General features: G+C 40.5%; 17 protein-coding genes. 16 read left to right on the plus strand and 1 reads right to left on the minus strand.

The window, feature by feature from the left end; all coding sequences use genetic code 11:
• Positions 1-160: 160 nt before the first annotated feature.
• The 4 genes from nirB to pflA all read left to right on the plus strand — a co-directional run bounded on the left by nirB (position 161) and on the right by pflA (position 6480).
• Positions 161-2596, plus strand: a complete 2436-nt coding sequence (gene nirB, locus BrL25_RS15755) for a nitrite reductase large subunit NirB (protein WP_018671378.1) — start codon at positions 161-163, stop codon at positions 2594-2596.
• Between the two features lie 49 nt (positions 2597-2645).
• Positions 2646-2966: a nitrite reductase (NAD(P)H) small subunit gene (locus BrL25_RS15760; protein WP_018671377.1), complete on the plus strand. Its 321-nt coding sequence runs from the start codon at positions 2646-2648 to the stop codon at positions 2964-2966.
• Positions 2967-3333: 367 nt separating this feature from the next.
• Positions 3334-5598: a formate C-acetyltransferase gene (gene pflB / locus BrL25_RS15765; RefSeq protein WP_018671376.1), complete on the plus strand. Its 2265-nt coding sequence runs from the start codon at positions 3334-3336 to the stop codon at positions 5596-5598.
• Between the two features lie 141 nt (positions 5599-5739).
• Positions 5740-6480, plus strand: a complete 741-nt coding sequence (pflA, locus tag BrL25_RS15770) for a pyruvate formate-lyase-activating protein (RefSeq protein ID WP_018671375.1) — start codon at positions 5740-5742, stop codon at positions 6478-6480.
• A 64-nt stretch (positions 6481-6544) separates the two neighbouring features.
• Here the strand turns inward: pflA and BrL25_RS15775 are convergent, their stop codons facing one another.
• Positions 6545-7756 (minus strand): GNAT family N-acetyltransferase, encoded by a 1212-nt coding sequence (locus BrL25_RS15775; protein ID WP_018671374.1) that lies wholly within the window; start codon positions 7754-7756, stop codon positions 6545-6547.
• A gap of 441 nt (positions 7757-8197) precedes the next feature.
• On the opposite strand from BrL25_RS15775, the gene BrL25_RS15780 reads away from it, so the two are divergent.
• The 12 genes from BrL25_RS15780 to BrL25_RS15835 all read left to right on the plus strand — a co-directional run bounded on the left by BrL25_RS15780 (position 8198) and on the right by BrL25_RS15835 (position 25391).
• Positions 8198-9658 (plus strand): PTS mannitol transporter subunit IIBC, encoded by a 1461-nt coding sequence (locus BrL25_RS15780; RefSeq protein WP_018671373.1) that lies wholly within the window; start codon positions 8198-8200, stop codon positions 9656-9658.
• A gap of 34 nt (positions 9659-9692) precedes the next feature.
• Complete coding sequence (locus BrL25_RS15785; RefSeq protein WP_018671372.1) at positions 9693-11861, plus strand: BglG family transcription antiterminator; 2169 nt, start codon at positions 9693-9695, stop codon at positions 11859-11861.
• The gene (locus BrL25_RS15790) at positions 11858-12280 is read left to right on the plus strand and encodes a PTS mannitol transporter subunit IIA (RefSeq protein ID WP_018671371.1); all 423 of its coding nucleotides are present in this window, start codon (positions 11858-11860) and stop codon (positions 12278-12280) included. Before BrL25_RS15785 ends, BrL25_RS15790 begins: the two co-directional genes overlap by 4 nt.
• Position 12281: 1 nt before the next feature.
• On the plus strand, positions 12282-13427 hold the full coding sequence (locus BrL25_RS15795) for a mannitol-1-phosphate 5-dehydrogenase (protein WP_018671370.1): 1146 nt from the start codon (positions 12282-12284) through the stop codon (positions 13425-13427).
• Positions 13428-13566: 139 nt separating this feature from the next.
• Complete coding sequence (locus tag BrL25_RS15800) at positions 13567-14703, plus strand: KamA family radical SAM protein (protein WP_018671369.1); 1137 nt, start codon at positions 13567-13569, stop codon at positions 14701-14703.
• Positions 14700-16064, plus strand: a complete 1365-nt coding sequence (locus tag BrL25_RS15805; protein WP_018671368.1) for an ATP-grasp domain-containing protein — start codon at positions 14700-14702, stop codon at positions 16062-16064. Before BrL25_RS15800 ends, BrL25_RS15805 begins: the two co-directional genes overlap by 4 nt.
• Before the next feature lie 11 nt (positions 16065-16075).
• A complete protein-coding gene (locus BrL25_RS15810) occupies positions 16076-17320 on the plus strand; it encodes an MFS transporter (RefSeq protein ID WP_018671367.1) in 1245 nt (414 codons plus the stop codon).
• 236 nt (positions 17321-17556) lie between these two features.
• Positions 17557-19356, plus strand: a complete 1800-nt coding sequence (locus BrL25_RS15815; protein WP_018671366.1) for a M3 family oligoendopeptidase — start codon at positions 17557-17559, stop codon at positions 19354-19356.
• A 116-nt stretch (positions 19357-19472) separates the two neighbouring features.
• A complete protein-coding gene (locus tag BrL25_RS15820; protein ID WP_018671365.1) occupies positions 19473-20936 on the plus strand; it encodes an aminoacyl-histidine dipeptidase in 1464 nt (487 codons plus the stop codon).
• Positions 20937-20981: 45 nt separating this feature from the next.
• The gene (locus tag BrL25_RS15825; RefSeq protein ID WP_018671364.1) at positions 20982-22397 is read left to right on the plus strand and encodes a sigma-54 interaction domain-containing protein; all 1416 of its coding nucleotides are present in this window, start codon (positions 20982-20984) and stop codon (positions 22395-22397) included.
• A gap of 203 nt (positions 22398-22600) precedes the next feature.
• Positions 22601-23965: a 4-aminobutyrate--2-oxoglutarate transaminase gene (gabT, locus tag BrL25_RS15830; protein ID WP_018671363.1), complete on the plus strand. Its 1365-nt coding sequence runs from the start codon at positions 22601-22603 to the stop codon at positions 23963-23965.
• A 1-nt stretch (position 23966) separates the two neighbouring features.
• Positions 23967-25391, plus strand: a complete 1425-nt coding sequence (locus tag BrL25_RS15835) for an aldehyde dehydrogenase family protein (RefSeq protein WP_018671362.1) — start codon at positions 23967-23969, stop codon at positions 25389-25391.
• Positions 25392-25455 lie beyond the last annotated feature (64 nt).

Raw genomic sequence — 25455 nt, forward strand, 5'->3', positions numbered from 1 at the left:
TATACTCGGTCTGTACACAGATAAAAGGATTAGTAAATCCTTGATATAGCAGCGTTTTAAATGGAGTAAAAGTAGATTACGTAACTCACGTAGAATCTTGTAAAGTTATTTTTGTGCATTATTTCACAAACATATATAGAAGATTTTGGGAGGATTGTCTATGAAAAAACAACGTCTCGTATTAATTGGAAATGGAATGGCTGGTGTCAACGTAATTGAACAAATCTTGAAGCACAGCAAAGAGAGGTATCACATCACGATCATAGGAAACGAACCTCATCCTAACTACAACCGCATTATGCTATCTTATGTGCTGGAAGGTAGTAAAACGATTGATGATATCGTGTTAAACAACTATAGCTGGTATAAAGAAAATCAGATTGAACTCCAGACGGGTACAGCGGTGACTCGGATTGATACCGAAGCGAAAAAGGTGTATACGGATAATGGATCGGTATATTCTTACGATAAAGCAATTATTGCTACTGGCTCTCAAGCATTTGTTTTACCAGTACCTGGTGCGGATAAACAAGGAGTAATTGGCTTTAGAGACATTCATGATTGTAATCAAATGATGGAAGCGGCTAAGACCTGTAAAAAAGCTGCCGTAATTGGTGGCGGATTGTTGGGATTGGAAGCGGCTAAGGGCTTGGTTCATTTAGGTATGGAAGCAACGGTTGTTCACTTAGGTAATGTTTTGATGGAACGTCAATTGGATGACATAGCAGCAAACATGCTAAAAGAAGAACTAGAGCGTCAGGGCATCCAATTTGCGATGGGCAAACAAACCGTAGAGCTACTTGGGGATGAACGTGTTACGGGGCTACGTTTTTCCGATGGAAGCATACTGGAGGCAGATTTTGTTGTGATGGCCGTAGGAATAGTGCCGAATACCAGCGTGGCCAAAGCAAGTAATATTGAGGTAGCAAGAGGGATTGTTGTAAATGACCTGCTACAAACGTCTGCACCAGATGTGTATGCGGTTGGGGAATGTAGTCAGCATCGAGGACTTTGTTATGGATTGGTAGCTCCGTTATTTGAGCAGGGGGCTATTTTAGCTAAGCAGTTATGTGAGATTGAGACGAAAGGCTATGAAGGCTCAGTCGTATCCACTAAATTAAAAATTTCTGGCGTAGACGTATTTTCAGCAGGTGAATTTCAGGATCAAGCAGATATGACCATCGTACGTATGCAGGATGATTGGAAGAAAATCTATAAGAAGATCTTGATTCGAGATAACAAAATCGTTGGAGGGATTCTATTCGGCGATGTGAGTGAATCCGTTCGCTTACAAAAGCTGGTCAACACTCAAACAGAAATGACTGACGAGGTGTACGCTTCCATAATGGGCTCAGGAACATGTTGTGGTGGGGGCAACCAAGCAGCTTTAGTAGCGGAGATGTCTGACGAAGAGATTATCTGTGGATGTAACGGAGTAACGAAAGGCAGTATTGTGACAGCGATAAAGGAACAAGGTTGCTCAACGGTTGATGAAATAAAAGCTTGCACAGGTGCAGCACGGTCCTGTGGGGGATGTAAGCCAATGGTGGAACAAGTGCTACAGTATGTACTCGGTGATCATTTTGATGTCAATGCGAACAAACAAGGCATCTGTGGATGTACCACGTTGAGCCGTGATGAAATCGTAGCACAGATACAAGAGATGGGTCTAACTACGATTAAAGAAGTGATGCATGTATTAGCATGGAAAAACCCAGAAGGCTGCTCCAAATGTCGTCCTGCATTGAACTATTACTTGGGAATGATTCATCCGACAACGTATCAGGATGAAAAGGCTTCTCGTTTTGTGAATGAACGTTTGAACGCTAACATTAATAAAGACGGTACTTATACGGTGGTACCACGTATGTACGGTGGAGTAACAACAGCAGAAGATTTAAAGAAAATCGCTGATGTTGCTGTGAAATATGATGTGAAAATGGTGAAAATGACAGGTGGGCAGCGGATCGATTTGGTAGGTGTACAGAAGGAAGACCTGCCAAAAGTCTGGGCAGAGCTTGATATGCCATCCGGTTATGCCTATGCCAAAGCTTTGCGTACAGTAAAAACCTGCGTTGGTTCTCGTTTCTGTCGATTTGGGACAGTTGATTCGATTGGTATGGGGATTGCTTTGGAAAAAAAATTCGAGCGTCTCGATATGCCAGCTAAATTTAAAATGGCGGTAAATGGTTGTCCGCGTAACTGTGCCGAGTCCTGCACGAAAGATATCGGGATTGTAGGTAACGATGGCGGTTGGGAAATCTATGTTGGCGGTAATGGTGGTATAAAGGCACGTGTCGCAGACTTATTGTGCAAAGTAAAAAATGATGAGGAGCTAGTTGAAATTTGCGGCGCAGTTATCCAGTACTATCGTGAAACAGGAAAGTATCTAGAACGTACTTCTGAGTGGGTTGAGCGAATGGGGCTTGAAGATATCACTAAAAATGTGGTCGAAGATGTGAAGAATCGCCAGGAGCTTTTTACTCGTATCGAATTGGCACTTGGACAAGTCCAAGACCCATGGAAAAAAGTACTGCAAGATCAAGAAACAAGAACACAGCTGTTTGAACCAATTAAGGTGGAAAGTCTGTCATAGTACAGAGAAGCGAAACGGACCAATGTCAAGCGAAAAGGGGGAAAACAGCATGGGGGAGTTCACTAAAACAATAACCATTGGACAAGTGGAAGAGTTCCCTGTTCAACTGGGAAGAGTGGTACAGGTAGGAGAGGAACGAATTTGCGTTTTTCGACTATCAGATGGGAGTATGTGTGCGCTTGAAGATATAAGTCCGCATCGAGGAGGGCCTATATCGGAAGGGATTGTCTCTGGTAAATATGTGTATGATCCTCTCTACGATTGGAAGATTTGCTTAGAAAGCGGTCAGGTTCAGGAACCGGACACAGGCCAAGTAAAAATCTATCAATTACAGGTGATCGGGGATATTGTTACCGTGAATATGGAGTAAGGAAGAAATGAATGATACAGGGATATAACCTGTATCATTTTTCTTTTTTGATGATCTGAAATGTGTTATATATCAATGGTTTTTGGTATTAAAACAGTTTTAGTAGATAAATGAAACAAATTTGTGAACCATATCACAAAATAGGTACATATGTGATCTTTTTCACACACCATCACACAATCTCTCTTGTATGATGAAGTTGTAAAGAGCAGCTGTTCAGAATCCAAACAAGCTCTCTTACGCAACAGATCCTTCAATAGCTTTTTAACAATATAGAATGGCCTTCGTTACAGGCAGAGACACCTCATGTAAAGAGTTGTGCTGCCGAGTACAGAACAACGAGCCAATACTTGAGGAGGTATGTAAGATGGCGATTCAAGAAAAAGACCTACAGACATTTGAACACGCATGGAGAGGTTTTAAGCCAGGGAAATGGACAAAAACGATTGATACTCGTGACTTCATTGAAGAAAACATCACTCCATATCATGGCGATGACAAATTCTTGGCCGGTGCTACAGCTAATACAAAAGCACTTTGGGATATCATCTCTGACTTAACAAAAAAAGAACGTGAAAATGGTGGTGTGCTTGATGTAGATGTTAACACTCCTTCTACCATTACATCCCATAAACCAGGTTACTTGGATAAAGATAAAGAAAAGGTTGTAGGTTTACAAACAGACGAACCATTTAAACGTTCACTTCAACCTTTCGGTGGTATCCGCATGATGATTGATGCTTGCAAAGCGTACGGCTTTGAAGTACCAGAATCTATCATTAACTTGTTTACCAATATTCGTAAAACACATAACCAAGGTGTTTTCGATGCCTATACAGAAGATATGAAAAAGGCTCGTCGTGCAGGTATCATTACAGGTCTTCCAGATGCCTACGGTCGTGGACGCATCATTGGTGACTACCGTCGTGTAGCTTTATACGGTGTTGATCGTCTAATCGCTGAGAAAAAAGGCGACCTGCTTCAATTAGAAGTAGATTCTTTGACAGAAGATGTTATTCGTTTACGGGAAGAAATCTCCGAACAAATTCGTTCCCTTCAAGAATTAAAAATGATGGCAAAAGAACATGGCTTTGATATCTCTGTGCCTGCGAAGAACGCACATGAAGCATTCCAGTGGTTATACTTTGCCTACCTTGCTGCTATTAAAGAACAAAATGGGGCGGCAATGAGCTTAGGACGTGTTTCATCTTTCTTAGATGCTTACATTGAGCGTGACCTTGCTGAAGGCACATTGACAGAAGAAGCGGCACAAGAATTAGTTGATCATTTCGTAATGAAACTGCGCATTGTTAAATTCTTGCGTACTCCTGATTACAATGAGTTATTCTCTGGCGACCCAACTTGGGTAACTGAATCTATCGCTGGTATGTCCCTAAGTGGTAAGACTCGCACAACGAAAAACTCTTTCCGTTTCTTGCATACACTTTATAATCTTGGTCCAGCTCCAGAGCCAAACTTGACTGTTCTTTGGTCAAAAGATCTTCCTGAGAACTTCAAAAAGTTCTGCTCGAAAGTATCCATTGAAACAAGCTCTATCCAATACGAAAACGATGACTTGATGCGTCCATACTTTGGTGATGATTACGGTATCGCCTGCTGCGTATCTGCTATGCGAATTGGTAAGCAAATGCAATTCTTTGGCGCTCGTGCTAACCTTGCAAAAGCATTGCTTTATACAATCAATGGTGGTGTAGACGAAAAATCAGGCATGCAAGTGGGACCACAATTTGCTCCAATCACTTCCGAAGTACTTGACTTTGATGAAGTGTTGGCGAAGTTCGATAATGTTATGGAGTGGCTTGCGAAGCTATACATGAATACGTTGAACGTAATTCATTTCATGCATGATAAATACTCCTATGAGCGTATTGAAATGGCACTGCACGATCGTGAAATCCTACGCACGATGGCTTGCGGTATCGCTGGTTTATCCGTAGTGGCAGACTCCTTATCTGCAATTAAGTATGCGAAAGTAAAACCAATCCGTAATGAGCAAGGTATTGCGGTCGACTTCGAAACAGAAGGCGATTACCCGCAATATGGTAATAATGATGATCGTGTTGACTCCATTGCGATTGATATCATGGAGCGCTTCATGAACAAAATCCGTAAGCATAAAGCTTATCGTAATGCGTTACCAACGATGTCAGTACTTACAATCACCTCGAACGTGGTTTATGGTAAAAAGACAGGTACGACTCCAGATGGACGTCAGGCTGGTGAACCATTTGCACCGGGTGCAAACCCAATGCATGGACGCGATAAAAAAGGTGCTTTGGCATCCTTGTCTTCCGTAGCTAAGCTTCCTTATGAGCATAGCTTGGATGGTATCTCTAATACATTCTCAATCGTGCCAAAAGCATTGGGTAAAGATATAGAATCCCGTGTCAATAATATGGTTGCCATGATGGACGGTTACATGACTCCAGATGGCGGTCATCACCTAAATGTGAACGTATTTGACCGTGAACAATTGTTGGATGCAATGGAACGCCCTGAAGAATATCCACAATTAACAATTCGCGTATCCGGTTATGCGGTTAACTTCATCAAATTGACTCGTGAACAACAATTGGATGTTATCAACCGTACTTTCCACGGCAAAATCTAGGCTTATAAGTATCCCGACTGTTTCCGAGGTAGCCATTTGGCTACTTCGGGCAACAGCAAGGGAAGGAAAGTGACGGAGAATGACACACTAACTTAGAACAGCTTTCCTTCTCTTGCTGTTGTGTAGAAAGGATTGATCAACATGAAAGGTCGAATTCACTCTCTTGAAACATTTGGTACTGTAGATGGTCCAGGTATTCGATTTGTACTATTTTTGCAAGGCTGTGCTTTAAAATGTAAATTTTGTCATAATGCAGATACATGGGATACCAGTGGTGGAACAGAGATGACGGTAGACGAGGTTTTGGCTGAAATTGAACCTTACCTGAATTATTATCGTAACTCTGGTGGTGGCTTGACAGTAACGGGTGGAGAGCCAACCTTACAAGCACCATTTGTAACAGAGGTATTTACAGCTGTTAAAGAAAAATGGGGTCTTCATACAACCCTGGATTCTTCAGGATTCTGTGACACAGCTAAAGCGGATAAATTACTGGAAGTGACCGACTTGGTTCTTCTTGATCTAAAACAAATGGATCGGGAAAAGCATATCTGGCTCACTAGCCAACCAAATGACCGGACATTGGCATTTGCCAAATTTTTATCTGATCACGGTAAAAAAATGTGGATTCGTCACGTGTTGATTCCAGGTATTACGGATTCAGCTAGTCATTTGCTTGAAATGGGAGAATTTATTGGTTCCCTGCATGGCGTGGAAAAAATTGAAATTCTACCCTATCATGAAATGGGTATATATAAATGGGAAGAGCTGGGCAAAGAGTATCCACTAAAAGGACAGCGCTCTCCCTCAGATGAAGAAGTTAAGCGTGCTTATGAATTAATTACTAAAGGTAGAACGCAACAGCTTCAAGTGATTAAGTAATAGATGGTTAATAAAGCCAAACCCTCCACTCTAGATGAGCAGGAGGGTTTTTCTAATTGTATTGTTAAAAATAATCCGCAAACCAAGGGGTTTCATTTGGGATCATTTTTTCTAACCAGCCAACTGCTTCTATTGAACCATGTAATCTTTTAATCTTGTATAGATAGGTAGGACGTTTATAGCTCATCATCATAGTCGTTAGGGTTTGAATCGTTAGCGATAGTCCACCTTCTTTTGCTTCATTCGTAATTTGTATGCGATTTTCCTCGTCCCATGTCAGTACAAAGGTACCATTATTCCAATCAAGCAGGGGATCTTCTATATGCAAAATGATTTCACTACAATTGGTTCGAATAAAAGGAAAGCGTTCTAAAAATCCTTTGACATCAACAATGCGGCCCATATAGTAAGGAGAAATTTTCTGCACGATTTCTCCATCTTCCAGTAGAAAGGCAATAGGATCATTTGTGAAAATTTTTCCTTTTACAGCATAGACCATTGAGATATGAGCCCTGATGAAGTTCCAAAGACCTTGACGTGCGTCTTCATCCAAGTAGACTTTTTCAGCCACATAAAATGTCTCATCCTCCACCCTGTAATAAAGATAACCAGTAGGTTGATCCTCTGCGTTGTAGTAGATAGCAACAGACAATTCATCCTTCTCCCAACGAAAACGTTCATTCCAGGCAATTGAATTTCGAAGCATCGCACCGTTTGTTTGTTCGGCGAATGTAGCATAGACATGTTGAAGATCGGGATGTGTAAATTCAGCTCGAATCATACGTCCACTAACTTCATACATCTTGGGAAGCTGGGTATCCTTTATTTGGTAATCAATCATGTCGGATATAATTTCCCAGCCTTTCTTGCGATAGAAAGGAATGGAATATGGATATAGATAAGAAATGGTTTGGCCTTTCTCCTTCATAATGGTCAAGCTTTTTTTAATTAGTGCTTGGATTAGTCCGAATCCGGCATATTCGGGGTAGGTTCCAACTCCAGTTACGCCACCCATTTCGTAAGGGGTGCCGTGAATGTTAACCATAAATGGATAAACCATGATTTGTGAGACAAGCTTATCTTGATCAAACCAACCGATAGTAGTGCAGGAACGAAGAATAGGTCTTTTTTGTTCTACCCAGAATTCCTCGTCTAAATCTCTTATTTCTGTGTTGGTTACCTGAAACACATATTTAATTAGTTCGTTACATTGATCCAAATGTTCCTCAGTCACGTTTCTTATTTCTAATCTATCTTTAAGTTGGTTTTTTAACATCTTTATTACCCCTTCTATATGAAACCTTACTAAAAAGATTTGTTATGTATACAAAATAGAATCATGAACGATTACGAACAACGTATGTATCGTGTTCCACATGACATTTCAGTTCATATCATCTAACTTCCCTTGTTCGTGTTTTTTTATCCATTAGAGATGAGAACGCCTAAGCAATAAAAATTTTTATCATGATTGGTTATTTACAGTTGTATGTAAACCTGCATTTTTATACAACATGGCTGTCATTACCGAAATGGAGCTTGGAAATACCCTGTAACAAAGCCTTTCTCCGTCATTAATTTAACTTTTGTCAACATTCTTCATGACGGAACTAGATTTTCATTTTGTTGAATAAGAAACGAGACCATTCTACTATTAAGTCATGAACAAAACATGATTGTTTCTCATATGGAGCTTGTGTTTGAAAGGAGCATGACTATGAATCAGACATCTGTAGCAACACAGCAGTCTCAAGATACGGGCCTACGAGTAAAGGTTCAAAAATTTGGTCGTTTTCTAAGTGGGATGGTGATGCCAAATATTGGTGCCTTTATTGCTTGGGGACTGATCACTGCTCTGTTTATACCGACCGGCTGGATTCCCAATGAAGAGTTGGGTAAAATGGTAGGTCCGATGATCACCTATCTTCTACCGTTATTGATTGGCTACACTGGCGGTAAAATGATCTACGATGTACGCGGTGGCGTACTTGGAGCGATAGCTACCATGGGAATTATCGTTGGTGCAGAAATTCCGATGTTCCTTGGTGCAATGGTCATGGGCCCACTTGGCGGATACGCTATGAAAAAGGTGGACGGGCTATTTCAAGGAAAGATCAAAGCAGGTTTTGAGATGTTGGTTAACAACTTCTCAGCGGGTATTCTTGGAGCAATTTTGGCCATTATTGCCTACACAGGTGTAGGTCCTGTTGTTTCCGCTCTTACAAATGCTTTGGCGGCAGGTGTTCAAGCGATTGTTGATATGGGTCTTTTACCTTTAGTCAGCATTTTCATTGAACCGGCAAAGGTTTTATTTTTAAATAATGCAATCAATCATGGGATATTAGGTCCGATTGGATTAAAAGAAGCGGCGGAAACTGGTAAGTCAATATTCTTCTTGCTTGAAGCAAACCCAGGTCCTGGATTTGGAATTCTGCTAGCTTATTGGCTGGTAGGGCGTGGTGCAGCTAAGCAATCCGCTCCGGGTGCAGCAATTATTCACTTCTTAGGTGGGATTCACGAAATTTATTTCCCTTACATTTTGATGAAACCAAAGTTAATTCTAGCAGCAATTGGCGGTGGAATCAGTGGGGTGTTTGTTTTCAAACTGTTAGGTGCTGGTCTAGTAGCAACTGCATCTCCAGGTAGTATCTTTGCCATAGCTGCTATGGCGCCAAAAGGTGGATTATTCCCAGTAGTTGCTGGGGTAGTAATTAGTACGATCGTTTCTTTCCTTATTGCATCTGTATTCTTAAAAGCTTCAGCAGCATCGGATGAAGAGGATGAGCTACACAAAGCAACTGCACAAATGAAAGCAATGAAAAGTACCAAAACAGAAAGCGCTGTTGTAAGCGCTAACGCAACAGATCAGGCTGTTGCTAGCAATGGATTACCTGCAAAAGAACAGGTGAAAAAAGTAATCTTTGCTTGTGATGCTGGAATGGGTTCAAGTGCTATGGGTGCTTCTATTCTACGTAAGAAGTTTCAAAAAGCTGGCATTGATGTGGAGGTAACAAATAAGGCAATTAATGATTTGCCGAAGAATGTAGACATTGTTGTTACGCACAAATCTTTAACACAACGTGCTCAACAAACTGTACCCCAAGCACATCATATCTCGGTAGAAAACTTCCTAAGTAGTCCTAAATATGATGAGTTAACCACCTATCTAAGTGAATAATTGATAGGAAATACAGGAGAAAGGCGGTGTACATGTGCAGATATCAGCGAGACAACAACAAATGATCATGATACTACTACGGGAGCACAATGGGATTACCATTGCTAAAATTGCTGATGAAATCCAAACGAGTGCACGCACTGTACACCGTGAATTACCTGAGATAGAACCATTGATGGAGCAATACGAACTTCATTTAATGAAACGGTCGGGGGTTGGCTTGATTCTCCAAGGGGCTGAACAAGATAAAGAGAGCTTACGTCGAGCACTGGAGCGGGCCATGCCGCATTCCTCCGAGCATGAATACAATCAGGGACAACATCAAGGGACAGTTCAATTGACCCAAAGAGAGTTTACCCCAGATGAGCGACGCATTATTATTTTGTGTACTTTGCTAGCGGCGAATGAACCCATTAAGCTATTTTTGCTGGCACATAATCTGAAGGTGGCTGTTCCTACCATTAGTCATGATCTAGATCAATTGGAAGATTGGGTTAAGGGCTTTCAGTTACATTTAGTACGTCGCAGAGGATATGGAATTGAGTTGAAGGGCACGGAGGCAGCTAAGCGAAAAGCCATGACGTCCTTACTCTCAGAAAACTTAGATGAAACACAGCTAATTGGTTTATTAAAAGAAAATATCCAACAGAAAACGTCTCAAAGGGTAGATAGTGCTTCCGAACAGTTATTAGGTCTGATTCAAAAAGACAGATTGATTGCTGTGGAAAATACGCTGCAACGTGTACGAAATGACCTACCTTATCCATTGGCTGATAGCTCCTATATTGCTTTAGTAGTTCATTTGTCCCTCGTGATTGAACGACTCATGAAAGGTGAGCACATCGAGATTGATCAGCATTACCTTGAAGATTTGAAAATGCAGGCGGAATATAAAATTGCTAAGCAAATCATTAGCGAATTAGAAAGTACCTTTAGCATTCCATTTCCTGAAGCAGAAGTTGCTTATATTACCATGCATCTCCAAGGTTCCAAGCTACGAATGAGTCAGCACGATCTGTTAGAGATCAATAATGTGGAAGTAACCGCTGTAGCACAAAAGCTGATGGAGGGTGCTGGGAAAAGATTAATGGTCAATTTTTATGAAGATCGATCATTATTATCAGGACTCTTAACTCATTTGGAGCCGGCAATGAATCGAATGAGGCGAGGGATGCACATTCGCAATCCGTTGCTCACTAAAATCAAACAAGATTATGGGCAAGTGTTCCAAGTGATAGCGGAAACAGTCAAGGAAGCGTTTCCTAATGTTCAGGTTCCAGAGGAAGAAATTGCTTATCTTGTTCTACATTTTGGCTCTTCGATGGAGCGATTAAAAAGAACACGTATCAAATATAGAGCGTTAATCGTTTGCTCAAGTGGGATTGGATCTTCTCGTATGTTGGCAGACCGGATCGAAGCAGAGATTCCGGAAATAGAAGTTTTTAAACACGCTTCTATCTTTGAGGTGAATCAAATTGATTTTACGGAGTACGACTTGATTATCTCAACGATTCCTGTCCCATTTGATCAGAAGCCTTACATTACAGTAAGCCCTTTATTATCACGTGAAGAAATTGTTAGTATACGAAATTTCCTCAGTCAGGTACAAATAGAGCCCTTGACAGACGCTAAGCCTAGTCAACCGCAAACGATAGAAAAAATCATGGATCATTTGGAGGCAGGCGAATCCTACTTTAGGTATACGCTGACCATCTGTAAGGGTTGGTATGATGTCCAACTAAATAACCAGAACCAGGATATTAAGGAAACATTGGAAGCGATGTGTGAGCAATTGGAGAATCTTGGGGTCATGAGTGACTATCGAAAGGTAGTTCGTACATTACTAGAACGCGAAGAGAAAAGCGGTCTTGGTATACCAGGTACCACACAGGTTCTCTATCATGTTAAAAGTGCCGAAATCGTACAACCCTCCTTTTCAATTGGATTTTTACAAGAGCCGATTATACGCCGGTCGATGGATGGGGAAGAGATGAACATTACCAAATTACTCATTTTGGTAAGTCCACAAGACATGCGGAGTGAAGGAACAGAAATTCTGAGTGAAATCAGTTCTCTTTTAATTGAAGAAGAGACAATGAATGTAATAGAAAGCAGTCAGCCTATCACGATAAAAACCTACTTTATAGAAAAATTGAAACAGTTCTGTTTCAGAAAAGTTGGAGAGAGAGGAAACCACCTATGACAAACATCGTAATTGCTCGAAATCAAAAAGCAAACAACAAACAAGAAGCGATTGAACTAGCAGGTAAGCTATTAGTGCAAGCAGGTCATGTTGAAGCGGACTATATTAATAAAATGCAAGAGCGCGAAGAGATGTTAACCACTTATCTTGGCAATGGTGTGGCAATCCCTCATGGAACAAATGAGGCAAAGACATTGATTAAAAGTACAGGAATTTCAATTGTACAGCTTCCAGAAGGCGTAGATTTTGGGGATGGAAATAAAGCCCGCTTATTGATCGGTATTGCAGGTGTGGGTGATGAGCATCTGGATATCTTGTCTGATTTAGCGATTGTGGTATCTGAGGAAGAAAATGTTGAGAAATTGGTTCATGCTACTACCGATGAAGAGATCATGGATATCATCAAGGGAGGTATGTAGGATGCGTGCCATTCACTTTGGAGCAGGTAACATTGGACGAGGATTCATTGGACTGTTACTAGAACAGGCAGGTTTTGAAGTATGCTTTGTGGATGTTAACGAAGAGCTTGTTAATGAAATAAACCGACGTAAATCTTATACGGTACAGATCGCTGATGAAGAAACTCAAGAATTTACAGTCCGAAAAGTAAGTGCTTTACATGGGGCAGACGATCAGGCAGTAGTACAAGCCATTGCTACTGCCGATCTCGTCACCACAGCAGTCGGACCCCATATTCTTCCATACATTTCTAAATCAATTGCTCTGGGCATGAAGGAACGTATGAATCAAACCAAAGAGCCACTTAACATCATTGCTTGTGAAAATGCGATAGGTGGAAGCACACTGTTAAAACAATATGTGTATAGTCACTTACATGAGGCAGATCATGCAAAAGCAGATCAGCAATTTGGATTTCCGGATTCTGCTGTAGACCGAATTGTTCCGATGCAAAAGAATGATGATCAGCTAATGGTTATGGTGGAAGCTTATTTTGAATGGGTGATTGATCAATCACAGGCAAAAGGTAAATTACCAGAATCTTCTGATATTTTATATGTGGATAATCTTGAACCATATATTGAGCGTAAACTATATACCGTGAACACAGGGCATGCTACGGCAGCATATCTTGGCTATCTAAAAGGCTATTCCTATATAGAAGAAGCGATCAAAGATCCGCAGATTCGTCACTTAACAGAAGAAGCATTGCAAGAGACAGGTAACGTGTTGCAGAAAAAATATGGTTTTCATGCAAAAGAGCATGCAACTTATATTACTAAGATCCTTCGTCGTTTTGAGAATAAACATTTACAAGATGAAGTGACACGTATTGCACGTTCACCAATTCGTAAGCTCGGTTTTAACGATCGTTTTATTAACCCAGCCCGTCAAGCATTGTTTTATCAGATAGAGCCAAAGGCACTTTGCTTGGGGATTGCAGCGGCTCTTTCATTTGATTACGAACAAGATTCGGAAGCAACAGAGCTACAAAATAGTATTAGGCAGCAAGGCTTGAAGGCAACTATTATGAAATATTGTGAATTGACGGAAGAGAGTCCATTGATAGAATGGATTTTGGAGAAATACAAGGTATTTCAAAAATAATAGTAAATTTTACCTAGAAGGATCGGGGGTTCCCCGGTCTTTTTATTGTGAATGATTGAAAAACCTATTATTGACAAAAATGTAAATTAAATATAAGGTTTATATGGAAAAATCAAATTTTTTTAAAGGAGGTAACAAAATGGCAAGAACGACTGAAACAATCGTTTCTGATAGAGCAAGAGAGATGCAGAAGCAGGTAATGCAAAAATTCCGCTCCAAAATTAGTCCTTCTCTAGCAAAGATTGTGAAACAATCTCAGGGTGTAGCCAAACAATTTGTACCAAGTCCCTATGAAGCATTAGAATACGGTACAGAAAAGCCATTTGAAGAGGGAAAAAATAATAAAGGAATATATGGACTTGAAAGAATTTATGAGGATCGAGCTGTATTGACTCCTTATTTTGAATGTTCTGCATATTGTAGGTACTGTTTTAAGAAAACCCGTACACTAGCGGGAGAAGCTAAGCGCATGTCAGATGAAAACATTGCAGATGCTATCAATTATATTAGTAATGATGAACGGATAAAAACTGTATTAATTACCGGTGGGGACCCGTTCTTAGATGTAAATTTGCTGCATAAGGTGCTACAACAAATCAAAGAAATTGATCATGTACGAAACGTTCGGGTAGGTACCAGAAACATTTTATTTGCTCCCGAAAACATCACAGATGAAACAGCAGAAATGTTAACGGAATTTAATCAAATTAACTACGAGAATCCACGTTTATCCAAGAACCTTTCCATTGGTTTATCACTTAATCATCCAGATGAACTTACCCCAGAAGTTATTCGCGCTGCCCAAAAGATCATTTCTAGAGGTATTACAATAAGAGGACAAATTGTTTTAATGAAAGATATTAATGATAATACCAAAACGATGAGAGAATTAATAGAGCTGTTTCTCTGTAATGGGATTGTGCCTTATTATCTTTTCCACTGTATGGCTGTAGTAGGAGCTAAGCATTTCCGTACATCCGTCCAGAAGGGAATTGATATTATACGTGAATTATCTGCTTTCTCTGGCAGTATTGCTCCTCATTATGTTTATGTAACCCCTATTGGTAAGCATCGAGTAGGTACGAATTCTCAGCTTGATTATGTAGAAATTGATGGTCAACGATATATTCGTTCCACTACGCCATATAAAGCAGCTGATTTCTTGCATTTCTCTGATAACACTATGTTGCCACCTCTTCACGAGATAAATGAAAACGGATACATTGTGTCTCATTATCTTGATGGTGATGATAATCCAATGGAGGAATTGGTATGAATGAATTAATCGTATTTATTGAAAATCTCTCCGTAGTTCCTACCATAAATCGTGCTGTCCATGTTAATAAAATGGGGTATAAGTGTGCAATTATTACTCGTCCGCTCACAGACCATGAAAGATCTAAAATCTCTCAATTAGAAGCAGAAAATCAGATTCCTGCTTTATTTGCAGAGATTATTGAGACGGATGATTTTAGCTATGAGGAATTAGAAAAAAACACGTGTATGCTTGAGGAAACATATAAAATTTCTGCTGTACTTAGTATTTTGGGACTATTTTCAAGTGCTGGTTTACTAGGAGCAGATGTAGCTAAGGTAGCGGAAAAAAGAGGACTACCTTCTCAAGAATCCGATGCATTGTATCGTACAAATAACAAATATCTTATGCGTGATGCACTACGACATGCTGGAGTGCTAACTGTTGATTATGGACTAGCTGTAGATGTGGATTCAGCAGTCGCTCATGCTGAACGAATTGGCTATCCTGTTATATTAAAGCCGATCAATGGAGTCGCCTCTCATTTAATTTTAAAATCCCACAATCAACAAGAGGTAAGGGATAATTTTACATACGCCCTTCAAAAGCTACCTAACTGTAATTATTCAAATCTTTATGCATCCTGTCACACCTATGCAACAAGGGATGGAAATCTCATTGATTTTGATCCCATGGGTTGCATGCTAGTGGAAAAATATATGAATGGTCGGGAAGCTAGTGTAGAGATGGTGATCACAGAGAAGGAGATCGTTCCTCTACTTGTGCATGACAAGGTAAAAGTAACAGAAGAAAAGCAGGTGTTCTATGAGCATCTTCTAGTTGTTCCTCCTCTACGTTTTACGGAGAAAGAAGTTGAGGAACTCAAAAATTATGCAGTGGAAGCGGTTCGTGCTGTAGGCTTAAAAAATTCATTATCTCACGTTGAATTACGCTATGACGAAAAATTAGGACCGCAAGTATTAGAGATTAATCCGCGTATAGGTGGTATGTGTGTCAAGGATAGTTTAGAAACAATGCTTGGATTTGATTCTGTAAAAGCCCAATTGGGGATTGCATTAGGAACATTTGAATTACCTACTTTACTGAACCAAGAGCAAACCCCTCATGCAATGTTTACTTTATATCCAAAGGAAAGCGGAATTCTCCGAGCGGTAAACGGATTAGAGGAGCTTGAAAAAATTCCTGGGGTATTAAGAGCAACACAAGTTTATCCGATAGGAGCAGAGGTAAGAGGGGATGAAGAAGAAGTATTTCTAGTTATGTGCTGGATGCGTGGAGAAAGCTATGAACATATTCAACAAGTATATGAAAAAGCATGTGAGCTAGTCACATTTGAAATCGAGAAATTGGTTAAGGTGTAGGAGGAAAAAACATGACAACAACAATTCCAGCAGGACAGAATAATAAAATGCGGTACATTTACCAGTTGATTGCTGGAAGAACCATTTCAGATATAGGCAGTTATTTAGATATGATTGCCCTAAATCTGTATGTGTACCTATTAACGGGCAGTGCTGTCTATATGGGATTATTTATGGCTGTTCGTTTATTAGGAAGCTTTTTAGCAGGTTTCTATTCTGGTATGCTAGCAGATAAATTTAACCGTAAAAAGTTAATGATTATTAGTGATGTCGTGCGGTTTTGTCTCCTATTCTCTCTATTCATTACACCACAAGAATATCATTTTTATATGTTATATTTTGTGATCTTTGGTATGGGAATGTTTAGCTCGATGTTTAATGTGTCCATGCAATCAAGTATTCCTATGCTTGTTTCACCAGAAAATAGAGTAAGAGCCAATGCTTTATTACAGTCATGGCAAGCAATGGCAATGGTTGTCGGGATGCTATCGAGTGGAATTCTCATTAATTTGTTAAGCTATCAAAACATTTTCTTCATTGACTCCCTAACCTACTTGCTTTCGGCTGTGAACTTAATTAGTCTGCCTATTAAAACGAATGAAACTCGAACCCAACCAGATCAAAAAGTCTCGTTTTTTTCAGAGTTTTCGTTTATCTATCGTTATTTACGTGTCATCCCCGTTTTATTATCTTTAATGACGATTCGATTATTTGATACCTTTGGTTCCGCTGCACATAATGTAGGGATACCTATCTATTCATCTATGATTAAGCCAGACAATCCCTCTATGATTATGGGTTTCATATGGGGAATCTGGGCAATTGGTAATCTAGTCGGTTCTCGCTTTATGAGTAAACATTCCAAAAATGCTAAGGAAGTATTCACCGAAAAAGCATTTGGCATATCCACGATTTTAATGTCGTTCTTCTTTATTTTACTGTTTGCGTTCTCTACAACATACCTGCTACTTCTATGTGCTTTCTTTGCGGGAATTTCTGATGGTATTTCAGCTATTTGCTATAACTCACGCTTACAGCAAGTATCTGATGACAAGCGTGGACGTGTTTTTGGAGTATCCTCCACCTTACAAACGATTGGATTTGCATTTGGTATGCTGATTTGCTCTCCTTTATTTGAAATCATGCTGCCTATTTGGGTCGTAGGTATTCTACATGGTGTACCTATGGTCATGGCGCTGATATTCACAATTTACTTTTATCGGAAATGGAAAGCACCAACTGAATTGACTTCATAATGAAAAATGGAAATAGTAGCTTGGCACCGCCAATTGCAGCGGTGCCTTTTGTGTAGAGGAGTCAGATCATATTCCAATTCCATGCTTTTAACCTCCAACAATTTTTCCGTTATCGTTTACAGTCAAAAAATTTTTTTCGGTAAAAAAAGCATACCAATCTAGCAGGAAACGAGTACAATGAGAGCTAAGACTTATACATAACAGGCGAGTTTTGCCAAGACAAAGGAGGATATTACATGCTACAAAACCTGAAACCCGTGTGGGACTTAGATAGCATCTTTCCTGGAGGAAGTGAATCAAAGGAATTTGCTGCATTTTTGGATAAATTAAAGGAACAGACGGCTTCTTTAACCGCTGATTTAAAAGCATTAGAAGCTCCTACATCGCTAGAGCAGCTAAAAAAATTAGAATCGATTGTAACACGTTTTGAACAAGTACGCTCTGATTGGATGCAGGCAAGCTCATTCGTCTCATGCTTAGAGGCACAGAACGTACATGATGGAAAAGCTCATTTTCTACGTGATCGTGTAACACAATTAGGAGCGGCAAATGCAGAAACAGGAACGTTGTTTGATCAGTATATTTTAGAAGTACCTGAGGATCTATGGAAGCAATTTCTTGAATTAGATAGCATGAAGCCAATTGCTTTCATTTTAGACGAGCGCCGTCAATTAGGGGCAGCTAAACTCCCTACGGAGCAAGAAATATTGGCAGGAAATTTAGCAGTAGATGGGTATCATGCATGGTCGCAGTTATATGACGTGATTGTTGGTCGCATGCATGTTCCGAGTGAGAAAGATGGGAAAATTGAAAATTTATCGGTAGGACAAGCTTTTAACCTACTATCTGATACGGACCCTACAGTTCGTAAACAGATGTTTGCAAATTGGAAAAAATCTTGGTCTGAAAACGAAGACCTATGTGCAAAAGCATTGAATCATTTGAGTGGGTTCCGTTTAGCATTATATAAAGAGCGCAAGTGGGATGACTTTTTGAAAGAGCCGGTTGAAATTTGCCGTATGAGCGAGAAGACGTTGAATGTCATGTGGGAGGTTGTTGAGAAGAATCGTGAGCGTCTCGTTCCTTATTTAAAGCGGAAAAAGGAATTACTTGGTATTGATTCCTTGTCATTCTACGATTGGACGGCACCATTGCCTGGTAGCACCAGCAAAATGAGCTATGATGAGGCAGCACAATTCATTACAGAGCAATTTGAGAAATTTAGTCCTAAAATGGCTGAATTCGCAACAATGGCGTTTGAAAAACATTGGATTGAAGCTGAAGATCGTCCTGGTAAGCGACCAGGTGGCTTCTGCACAGATCTACAATCTAGTAAAGAAACGCGTATTTTCATGACGTTTGATGGAAGCATGTCAAGCACCTCTACACTAGCTCATGAATTGGGACATTCCTATCACACTTATGTAATGAAGGATTTGCCTGAGCTAGCGAAGGATTATGCAATGAACGTAGCAGAAACCGCTTCTACCTTTGCAGAATTAATCGTGAAAGATGCCGCATTAAAAAATGCGAAATCCGACGCAGAACGTATTTCTATGATTGATGATAAGCTTGGTGATGCAGTTTCCTTCTTTATGGATATCTTTACCCGCTTTACATTTGAGAAAAAATTCTACGAACAGCGCAAGAATGGAATGCTAAGTGCTGAAGAAATTAATCAATTAATGGAAGAGGCGCAGAAGTTTGCTTTTGCAGGGGCTTTAGATGAATACTTCCCTAACTTCTGGTCCGCTAAGCTTCACTTCTATATTAGTGATGTTCCTTTCTATAACTTCCCATATACATTCGGATACATGCTGAGTGCAGGTTTATTTGCACAGGCACAAAAAGAAGGGGCTTCCTTTGAAGATAAGTATATTGATTTCTTAAAAGACACGGGTCGCATGACAGTTGAAGATCTGGCGAAAGCTCATCTGAATGTAGACTTGACTCAACCAGATTTCTGGCAAAGTGCCGTAGATGCTGCTTTGGCAAACATTGATGAATTTATGACGCTCACAGAGAAAAAAGCGTAAAAATTCTATCTAACGTAACAAGTAGGAAGAAAAGGGAAAAGCTCTCATATAAAGAGGGCTTTTTCCTGCATCTAAAGCTATCATTTTATCTATTATTATAGAAGCGAGGGACATATATGGCTAAAACACTCAAGGAAGTCTTGCAACACCCCGTATTTCATTACTTTGCAGAAATATCAAAAATTCCACGGGGATCTGGCAATGAACAAGCAATCAGTACATATCTATTAGATTTTGCCGCACAGCATGGATTAGATGCTACACGGGATGAGGCATTAAATGTAATTATTCGTAAGCCTGCTTCTGCTGGATATGAGGCATTGCCTACGATTATTTTACAAGGACATATGGATATGGTTTGTGAAAAAAATCAAGGAACCGTACATCATTTTCTAACAGACCCCATCCAGTTACGGGTAGTAGATAATATGCTATATGCAACGGATACTACATTAGGTGCTGATAATGGTATAGCCGTAGCCTACATGCTTGCTTTACTAGCTGATCCTACACTCATGCATCCCGCTATAGAAGCACTTATAACCACAGAAGAGGAATCATCAATGGGTGGTGCTATGCATCTTGATTTTAGCCAATTAAAGGGTTCCATTCTGCTTAATATTGATTCGGAAGAGGAAGGACGTTTGCTGGTAAGTTGTGCAGGTGGTGTCACTGCGAGACAACGACTGGAGATAGAATGGGCTGAAGTGGATGACCAAAGTAAGGCATTTCGATTGTCTGTACATGGCCTACAAGGGGGACATTCGGGTGCAGAGATTCATAAAGGGCGTGGCAATGCTAATAAATTACTAGGTCGTGTGCTGCATGGTCTGCAACAAGAGATTCCCTATCAGATCCAACATGTACAGGGTGGAATGAAAACCAATGCTATTCCCCGAGAAGCAGAGGCAATTTTGTATATAAAAGATGGAGACATAGAAAAAGCGAAGCAACTAGTGAGCCAATTCCAAGAGCGATTTGTTACAGAATTACGGGCGAGTGATCCTGAGGTTTGTGTAGAACTAACAGAAGCACAGGGACATGAAAAGCGTGTATTTTCGGCCCAGACAGCTGAATATTTGCTTGCCTCCTTTATTCTCACACCAAATGGAGCTCAAAGCATTAGCCAAGAAATTGAAGGACTCGTGGAGAGCTCCACTAATTTAGGTGTTGTAAGAACAGATGAAGCCTATCTGTATTTAGAGAATGAGGTGAGAAGCTCTGTTGCTAGTTTGAAGGGAGCCATTGTGAAACAGTTGGAAATGCTCGCTTCCTTAACAGGTTCAGTACTTCTCACCGATTCTGATTATCCAGAGTGGGCTTATCGTCCTGATTCTGTGATTCGTGGGATTTGTGAGCAGGTATATGAAAAGATGAATGGTCATAAGCCAGAAATTACAGCTGTCCATGCTGGTTTAGAATGTGGTGTATTTGCAGAGAAAAATCCCGATTTAGATATGATATCGCTTGGGCCAAATATTTATGGAGCACATACACCACAAGAGCATGTTGAAATTGATTCCGTGATTCGCATTTGGGAATATGTAGTAGCTATTTTAGTTGCAATGAAAGAGACTTAATAGCAAGCGTGTTATGATGAAGGAAAAGAGATACGGAGGATAAACATGGATAAGGCAGACACTGACAAATGGATGGGCCGCATTTTAGAACAGATCGTCCACTTTTCGCATGAGCATCTACTTATTACCGATGGAGATGGTGTTGTTCGGTTAGTCGGACCTACGTGCGAAGCAATTTATGGTAAAAAACAACAGGAATTGCTTGGACGAAATGTAAGAGAATTAGAGGAGGCCAAAATCTTCTCTCCTTCCGCTACTCGTTTGGTTCTAGAATCAGGGGAGGCCCAGACAATGATGCAGGAGACGATCTACAAGCAAAAGCTGATGGTGTCTGCCTTTCCCATTTGGAAAACGCCTAATGAATTGGAAGGTGTCATTAGTTTTTCACATGATTTGACTGAGATTCTGGAATTAAAGCGCCGTTATGAGCATCTAACACAGCAATTGAAACAATTCGAGAATGAGATTGAGGAATTGCGAGAGAAAAATAGTGGTTCAGATCAAGTTGTAGCAGTTAGCCCAGCTATGAAAGAGATTTATCGCTTAGTAGAAAAAGTAGCGGGGGTAGATTCAACGGTCCTTATTTTAGGGGAATCAGGAGTGGGGAAAAACGTTATCGCCCGGGAAATACATCAGCGTAGCCGTCGTTCACACGGAGAAATGGTAGAAATTAATTGCGGGTCCATTCCAGATGGATTATTGGAGTCTGAGCTATTTGGTTATGAGGCAGGTTCTTTTACTGGGGCTGCTAAAGCGGGGAAGATAGGAATAATCGAACGGGCCAATCAGGGGACTTTGTTCTTGGATGAACTGGGAGAGCTACCCTTGCCCTTGCAAGCCAAGCTGTTAAAAGTTATTCAGGAAAAGCGGCTACAACGAATTGGAAGTACTACATATCGAGAAGTGGATTTTCGCCTGATTGCAGCTACGAATCGAGATTTGGAGGAAATGGTAAGGAACGGATCGTTCCGCCAAGACCTGTATTTTCGCTTACATGTGATTCCGTTGCGAATACCACCTCTACGTGAGCGAAAGGAAGATATCGCTGCCCATTTAAAATGGACCTTGCGTGCTTTAAATGATCGATATGGTTTACAGAAACGACTTTCCTCTCAAGCTACTCAATTACTCCTACAATATGAATGGCCGGGTAATGTTCGAGAGCTTGAGAATGTATTAGAAAGAATGGTGGTCATCGCTGACGAGGATAAGGTAACAGCCGAGCATCTACCAGCGGAAATCAGTTCGTTACGTCTTCCTACGATTCTCTCAGGTGAACTCCCTTTAACTCCAACTGTCCCCTTGAAAGAAGCAATGGAGAAATTAGAGCAAAGTATGATAGAACAGGCAGCTAACATTTGTCAAACGACTGTAGAAATGGCACAGATGTTAGGGATTAGTCAGCCTTCTGTAGTGAGGAAGTTAAAAAAGTATCAGATTATACGATTCAAAAATGAATAATTATTTATAAATGAATAAAATTGAAACTGATTTTATTTGAAAATGAATAAATAAACTAGTTCTTAGATAGGATGCTTTGTATTGCATGTTATTTTCTCCGCTTTCTATACTTTGGCACGATAATTGCTAGTGATAAAATAGTAGAAAAACAGCTAAGTAGAAATGTTTAAAAGCGTAGGCAAAATATGAAGGGGGAGTATAACATGTCAACTACTACATGTGTATCCATAAAGACCAGCATTCCTGGACCAAAATCAATGGAGCTAATCGAGAAACGTAAGGCCTATATACCAAAAGGGGTAGGCAATAATGCACCTATTTTTGTAGAAAAGGCAGATGGGGCACTTGTTCATGATGTAGATGGTAACGTGTTGCTCGACTTTGCAGGTGCAATTGGAACATTAAATGTGGGACATCGTCCAGAGGAAGTCGTCGAAGCAATCAAGGTCCAGTTAGATAAATATATTCATACATGCTTTCATGTAGCGATGTATGAGCCATATCTTGCTCTTGCCGAAAAATTGGCAGAAATTACGCCAGGCTCTTTTGAGAAAAAAACGATCTTGTTAAATAGTGGAGCAGAAGCGGTTGAGAATGCTGTAAAAATTGCTCGTAAATATACAGGTCGATCAGGTATCGTTTCATTTACACGTGGATTTCATGGACGTACACTGCTCGGCATGTCCTTGACTAGTAAAGTGAAGCCATATAAATTCCAAATGGGACCGTTCGCGCCAGCCACCTATAAAGCGATGTTTCCCTATTCCTTACATCGTCCAGTTGGTATGACGGAGGAAGAGTATGCTGAGTTCTGTGTTGGGCAATTTGAGGATTTCTTGTACACAGAAGTAGCTCCGGAAGAATTGGCTGCAGTGATTATGGAGCCAGTCCAAGGAGAAGGTGGCTTTATTATTCCACATAAAAAATTCGTGCAAGGCGTATATAACATCTGCCGTAAACATGACATTTTATTTATTGCTGATGAGGTACAAACAGGCTTTGGGCGTACCGGTGAGATGTTTGCGTCCACGCATTTTGATATTGAGCCAGATTTGATTACCATGTCTAAATCACTTGCCGCTGGTTTACCGATCAGTGCGGTCCTGGGACGTGCGGAAATTATGGACGCCCCATCACCTGGAGAAATTGGTGGAACGTATGGAGGAAGTCCACTTGGATGCGTAGCCGCTCTAGCTGTTATTGAGAAGATGGAAAAAGAGAATTTAGTGGAACGTTCGCGCCAGATTGGTGAACAAATCATGCAGCATTTTATTGCTTTACAAAAAGAAGTACCTATTATTGCGGAGGTTCGTGGTTTAGGGGCGATGTGTGCCATTGAACTCATTCATCCTTCTACCAAACAGCCGATGAAAGAATTTACGGCTACTTACACAAAAGCTTTATGTGAACAAGGTGTCATTGTGTTAGCTGCTGGTGTGCATGGGAATGTTTTACGCTTTTTGACACCACTTGTTATTACTGATGAGCAATTGCAAGAAGGCCTAAGCATTATGAACCGTCTTTTAGTCAGCATGTATCAATCAACAGTAGCGACGGAGGTAAAATAACATGAAAAAGCATTTATATATCAACGGTGCTTGGAAAGAAGCAAAGGAATACCAAACGCTCACATCTCCATTTTCTCAAGAAGTAATTGCACAAATCGCTCAGGCCGATCGAGACGATGTAGAAGAAGCGATTGAGGCGGCAAAACAGGCCACAACGATCATGGCCAAAATGCCTGCTCATCAAAGGGCTACTATTCTTGAAAAAGCAGCAGCTATTATGGAAAGTCGCAAGGAAGAATTAGCCCGACTTTTAGCATTGGAAGCAGCTAAACCACTGAAGACTGGGCGAGCAGAACTAGCCCGTACCATTCAAACCTATAAATTTGCTGCGTCAGAAGCCCGTAGCATTCACGGGGAAACGGTTCCGTTAGATGCCGCTCCTGGTGGAGAAGGACGACTTGCTTTTACTGTACGAAAACCAATCGGGGTTGTAGGGGCAATTACCCCATTTAATTTCCCATATAATCTCGTAGCACATAAAGTAGGCCCTGCTATTGCTGCTGGCAATACAGTTGTACTAAAACCTGCCGGTCAGACACCGCTCGCATCATTGGTGTTGGCTGAGATTTTTGAAGAAGCTGGCTTACCAGCAGGGGCACTCAATGTGTTGCCAGGTAAAGGAAGTGTAGTTGGAGAGTTACTGGTTACAGACCCACGTATTGCTGCTATTACCTTTACCGGTAGCCCAGAAGTAGGGATTTCTCTAAAGGGAAAAGCAGGATTAAAACGTGTTACTTTAGAATTGGGCTCCAATGCGGCCCTGATTATCAATGATGATGTAGAGCTTACTCAAGAGCTAATTGATCGTTGTGCATTTGGTGCATTCACATTTGCGGGCCAGGTTTGTATTTCTGTACAACGTATATTTGTGCACGAAAGCAAGTTTGCAGACTTTGTTGAGAAGCTGAAGCTAGCCGCAGAGAAGATGGTAGTTGGAGATCCACTTGATGAAGCAACTGATCTGTCTTCCTTGATTGCTCCAAAAGAGATTGATCGAATGGAAGAATGGGTTAGTCAGGCACAAAGCTTAGGTGCCAACGTGGTGACAGGGGGGGAAAAACTGGCTGAGCGTTTGTATGCACCAACTATCCTAACAAATGTACCTACTCATGCCAATGTATCTTGTCAGGAAGTGTTTGGACCACTAGTAATGATAGCTCCATTTTCAACATTAGACGAGGCGATTGCGATGGTTAATGATTCTCGTTATGGTTTACAGGCAGGTATCTATACGAACAATATTCATGTAGCGATGAAAGCAGCTGAAGAGCTTGAAGTCGGTGGTGTCATGATTAATGATTTTCCAACATTCCGTGTAGATAACATGCCATATGGGGGCGTTAAGGAAAGCGGTTTTGGTCGTGAGGGTATTAAATATGCTGTTGAAGAAATGACTGAATTAAAACTGATTAGTATCAAATTATAATCAGGATAAATTTGGCAGGTGTTATAAAGCAGGGAATATTTATCCCTCTGAAGAAATAATTACA

Source organism: Brevibacillus laterosporus DSM 25 (assembly GCF_002706795.1).
Lineage (GTDB): Bacteria > Bacillota > Bacilli > Brevibacillales > Brevibacillaceae > Brevibacillus_B > Brevibacillus_B laterosporus.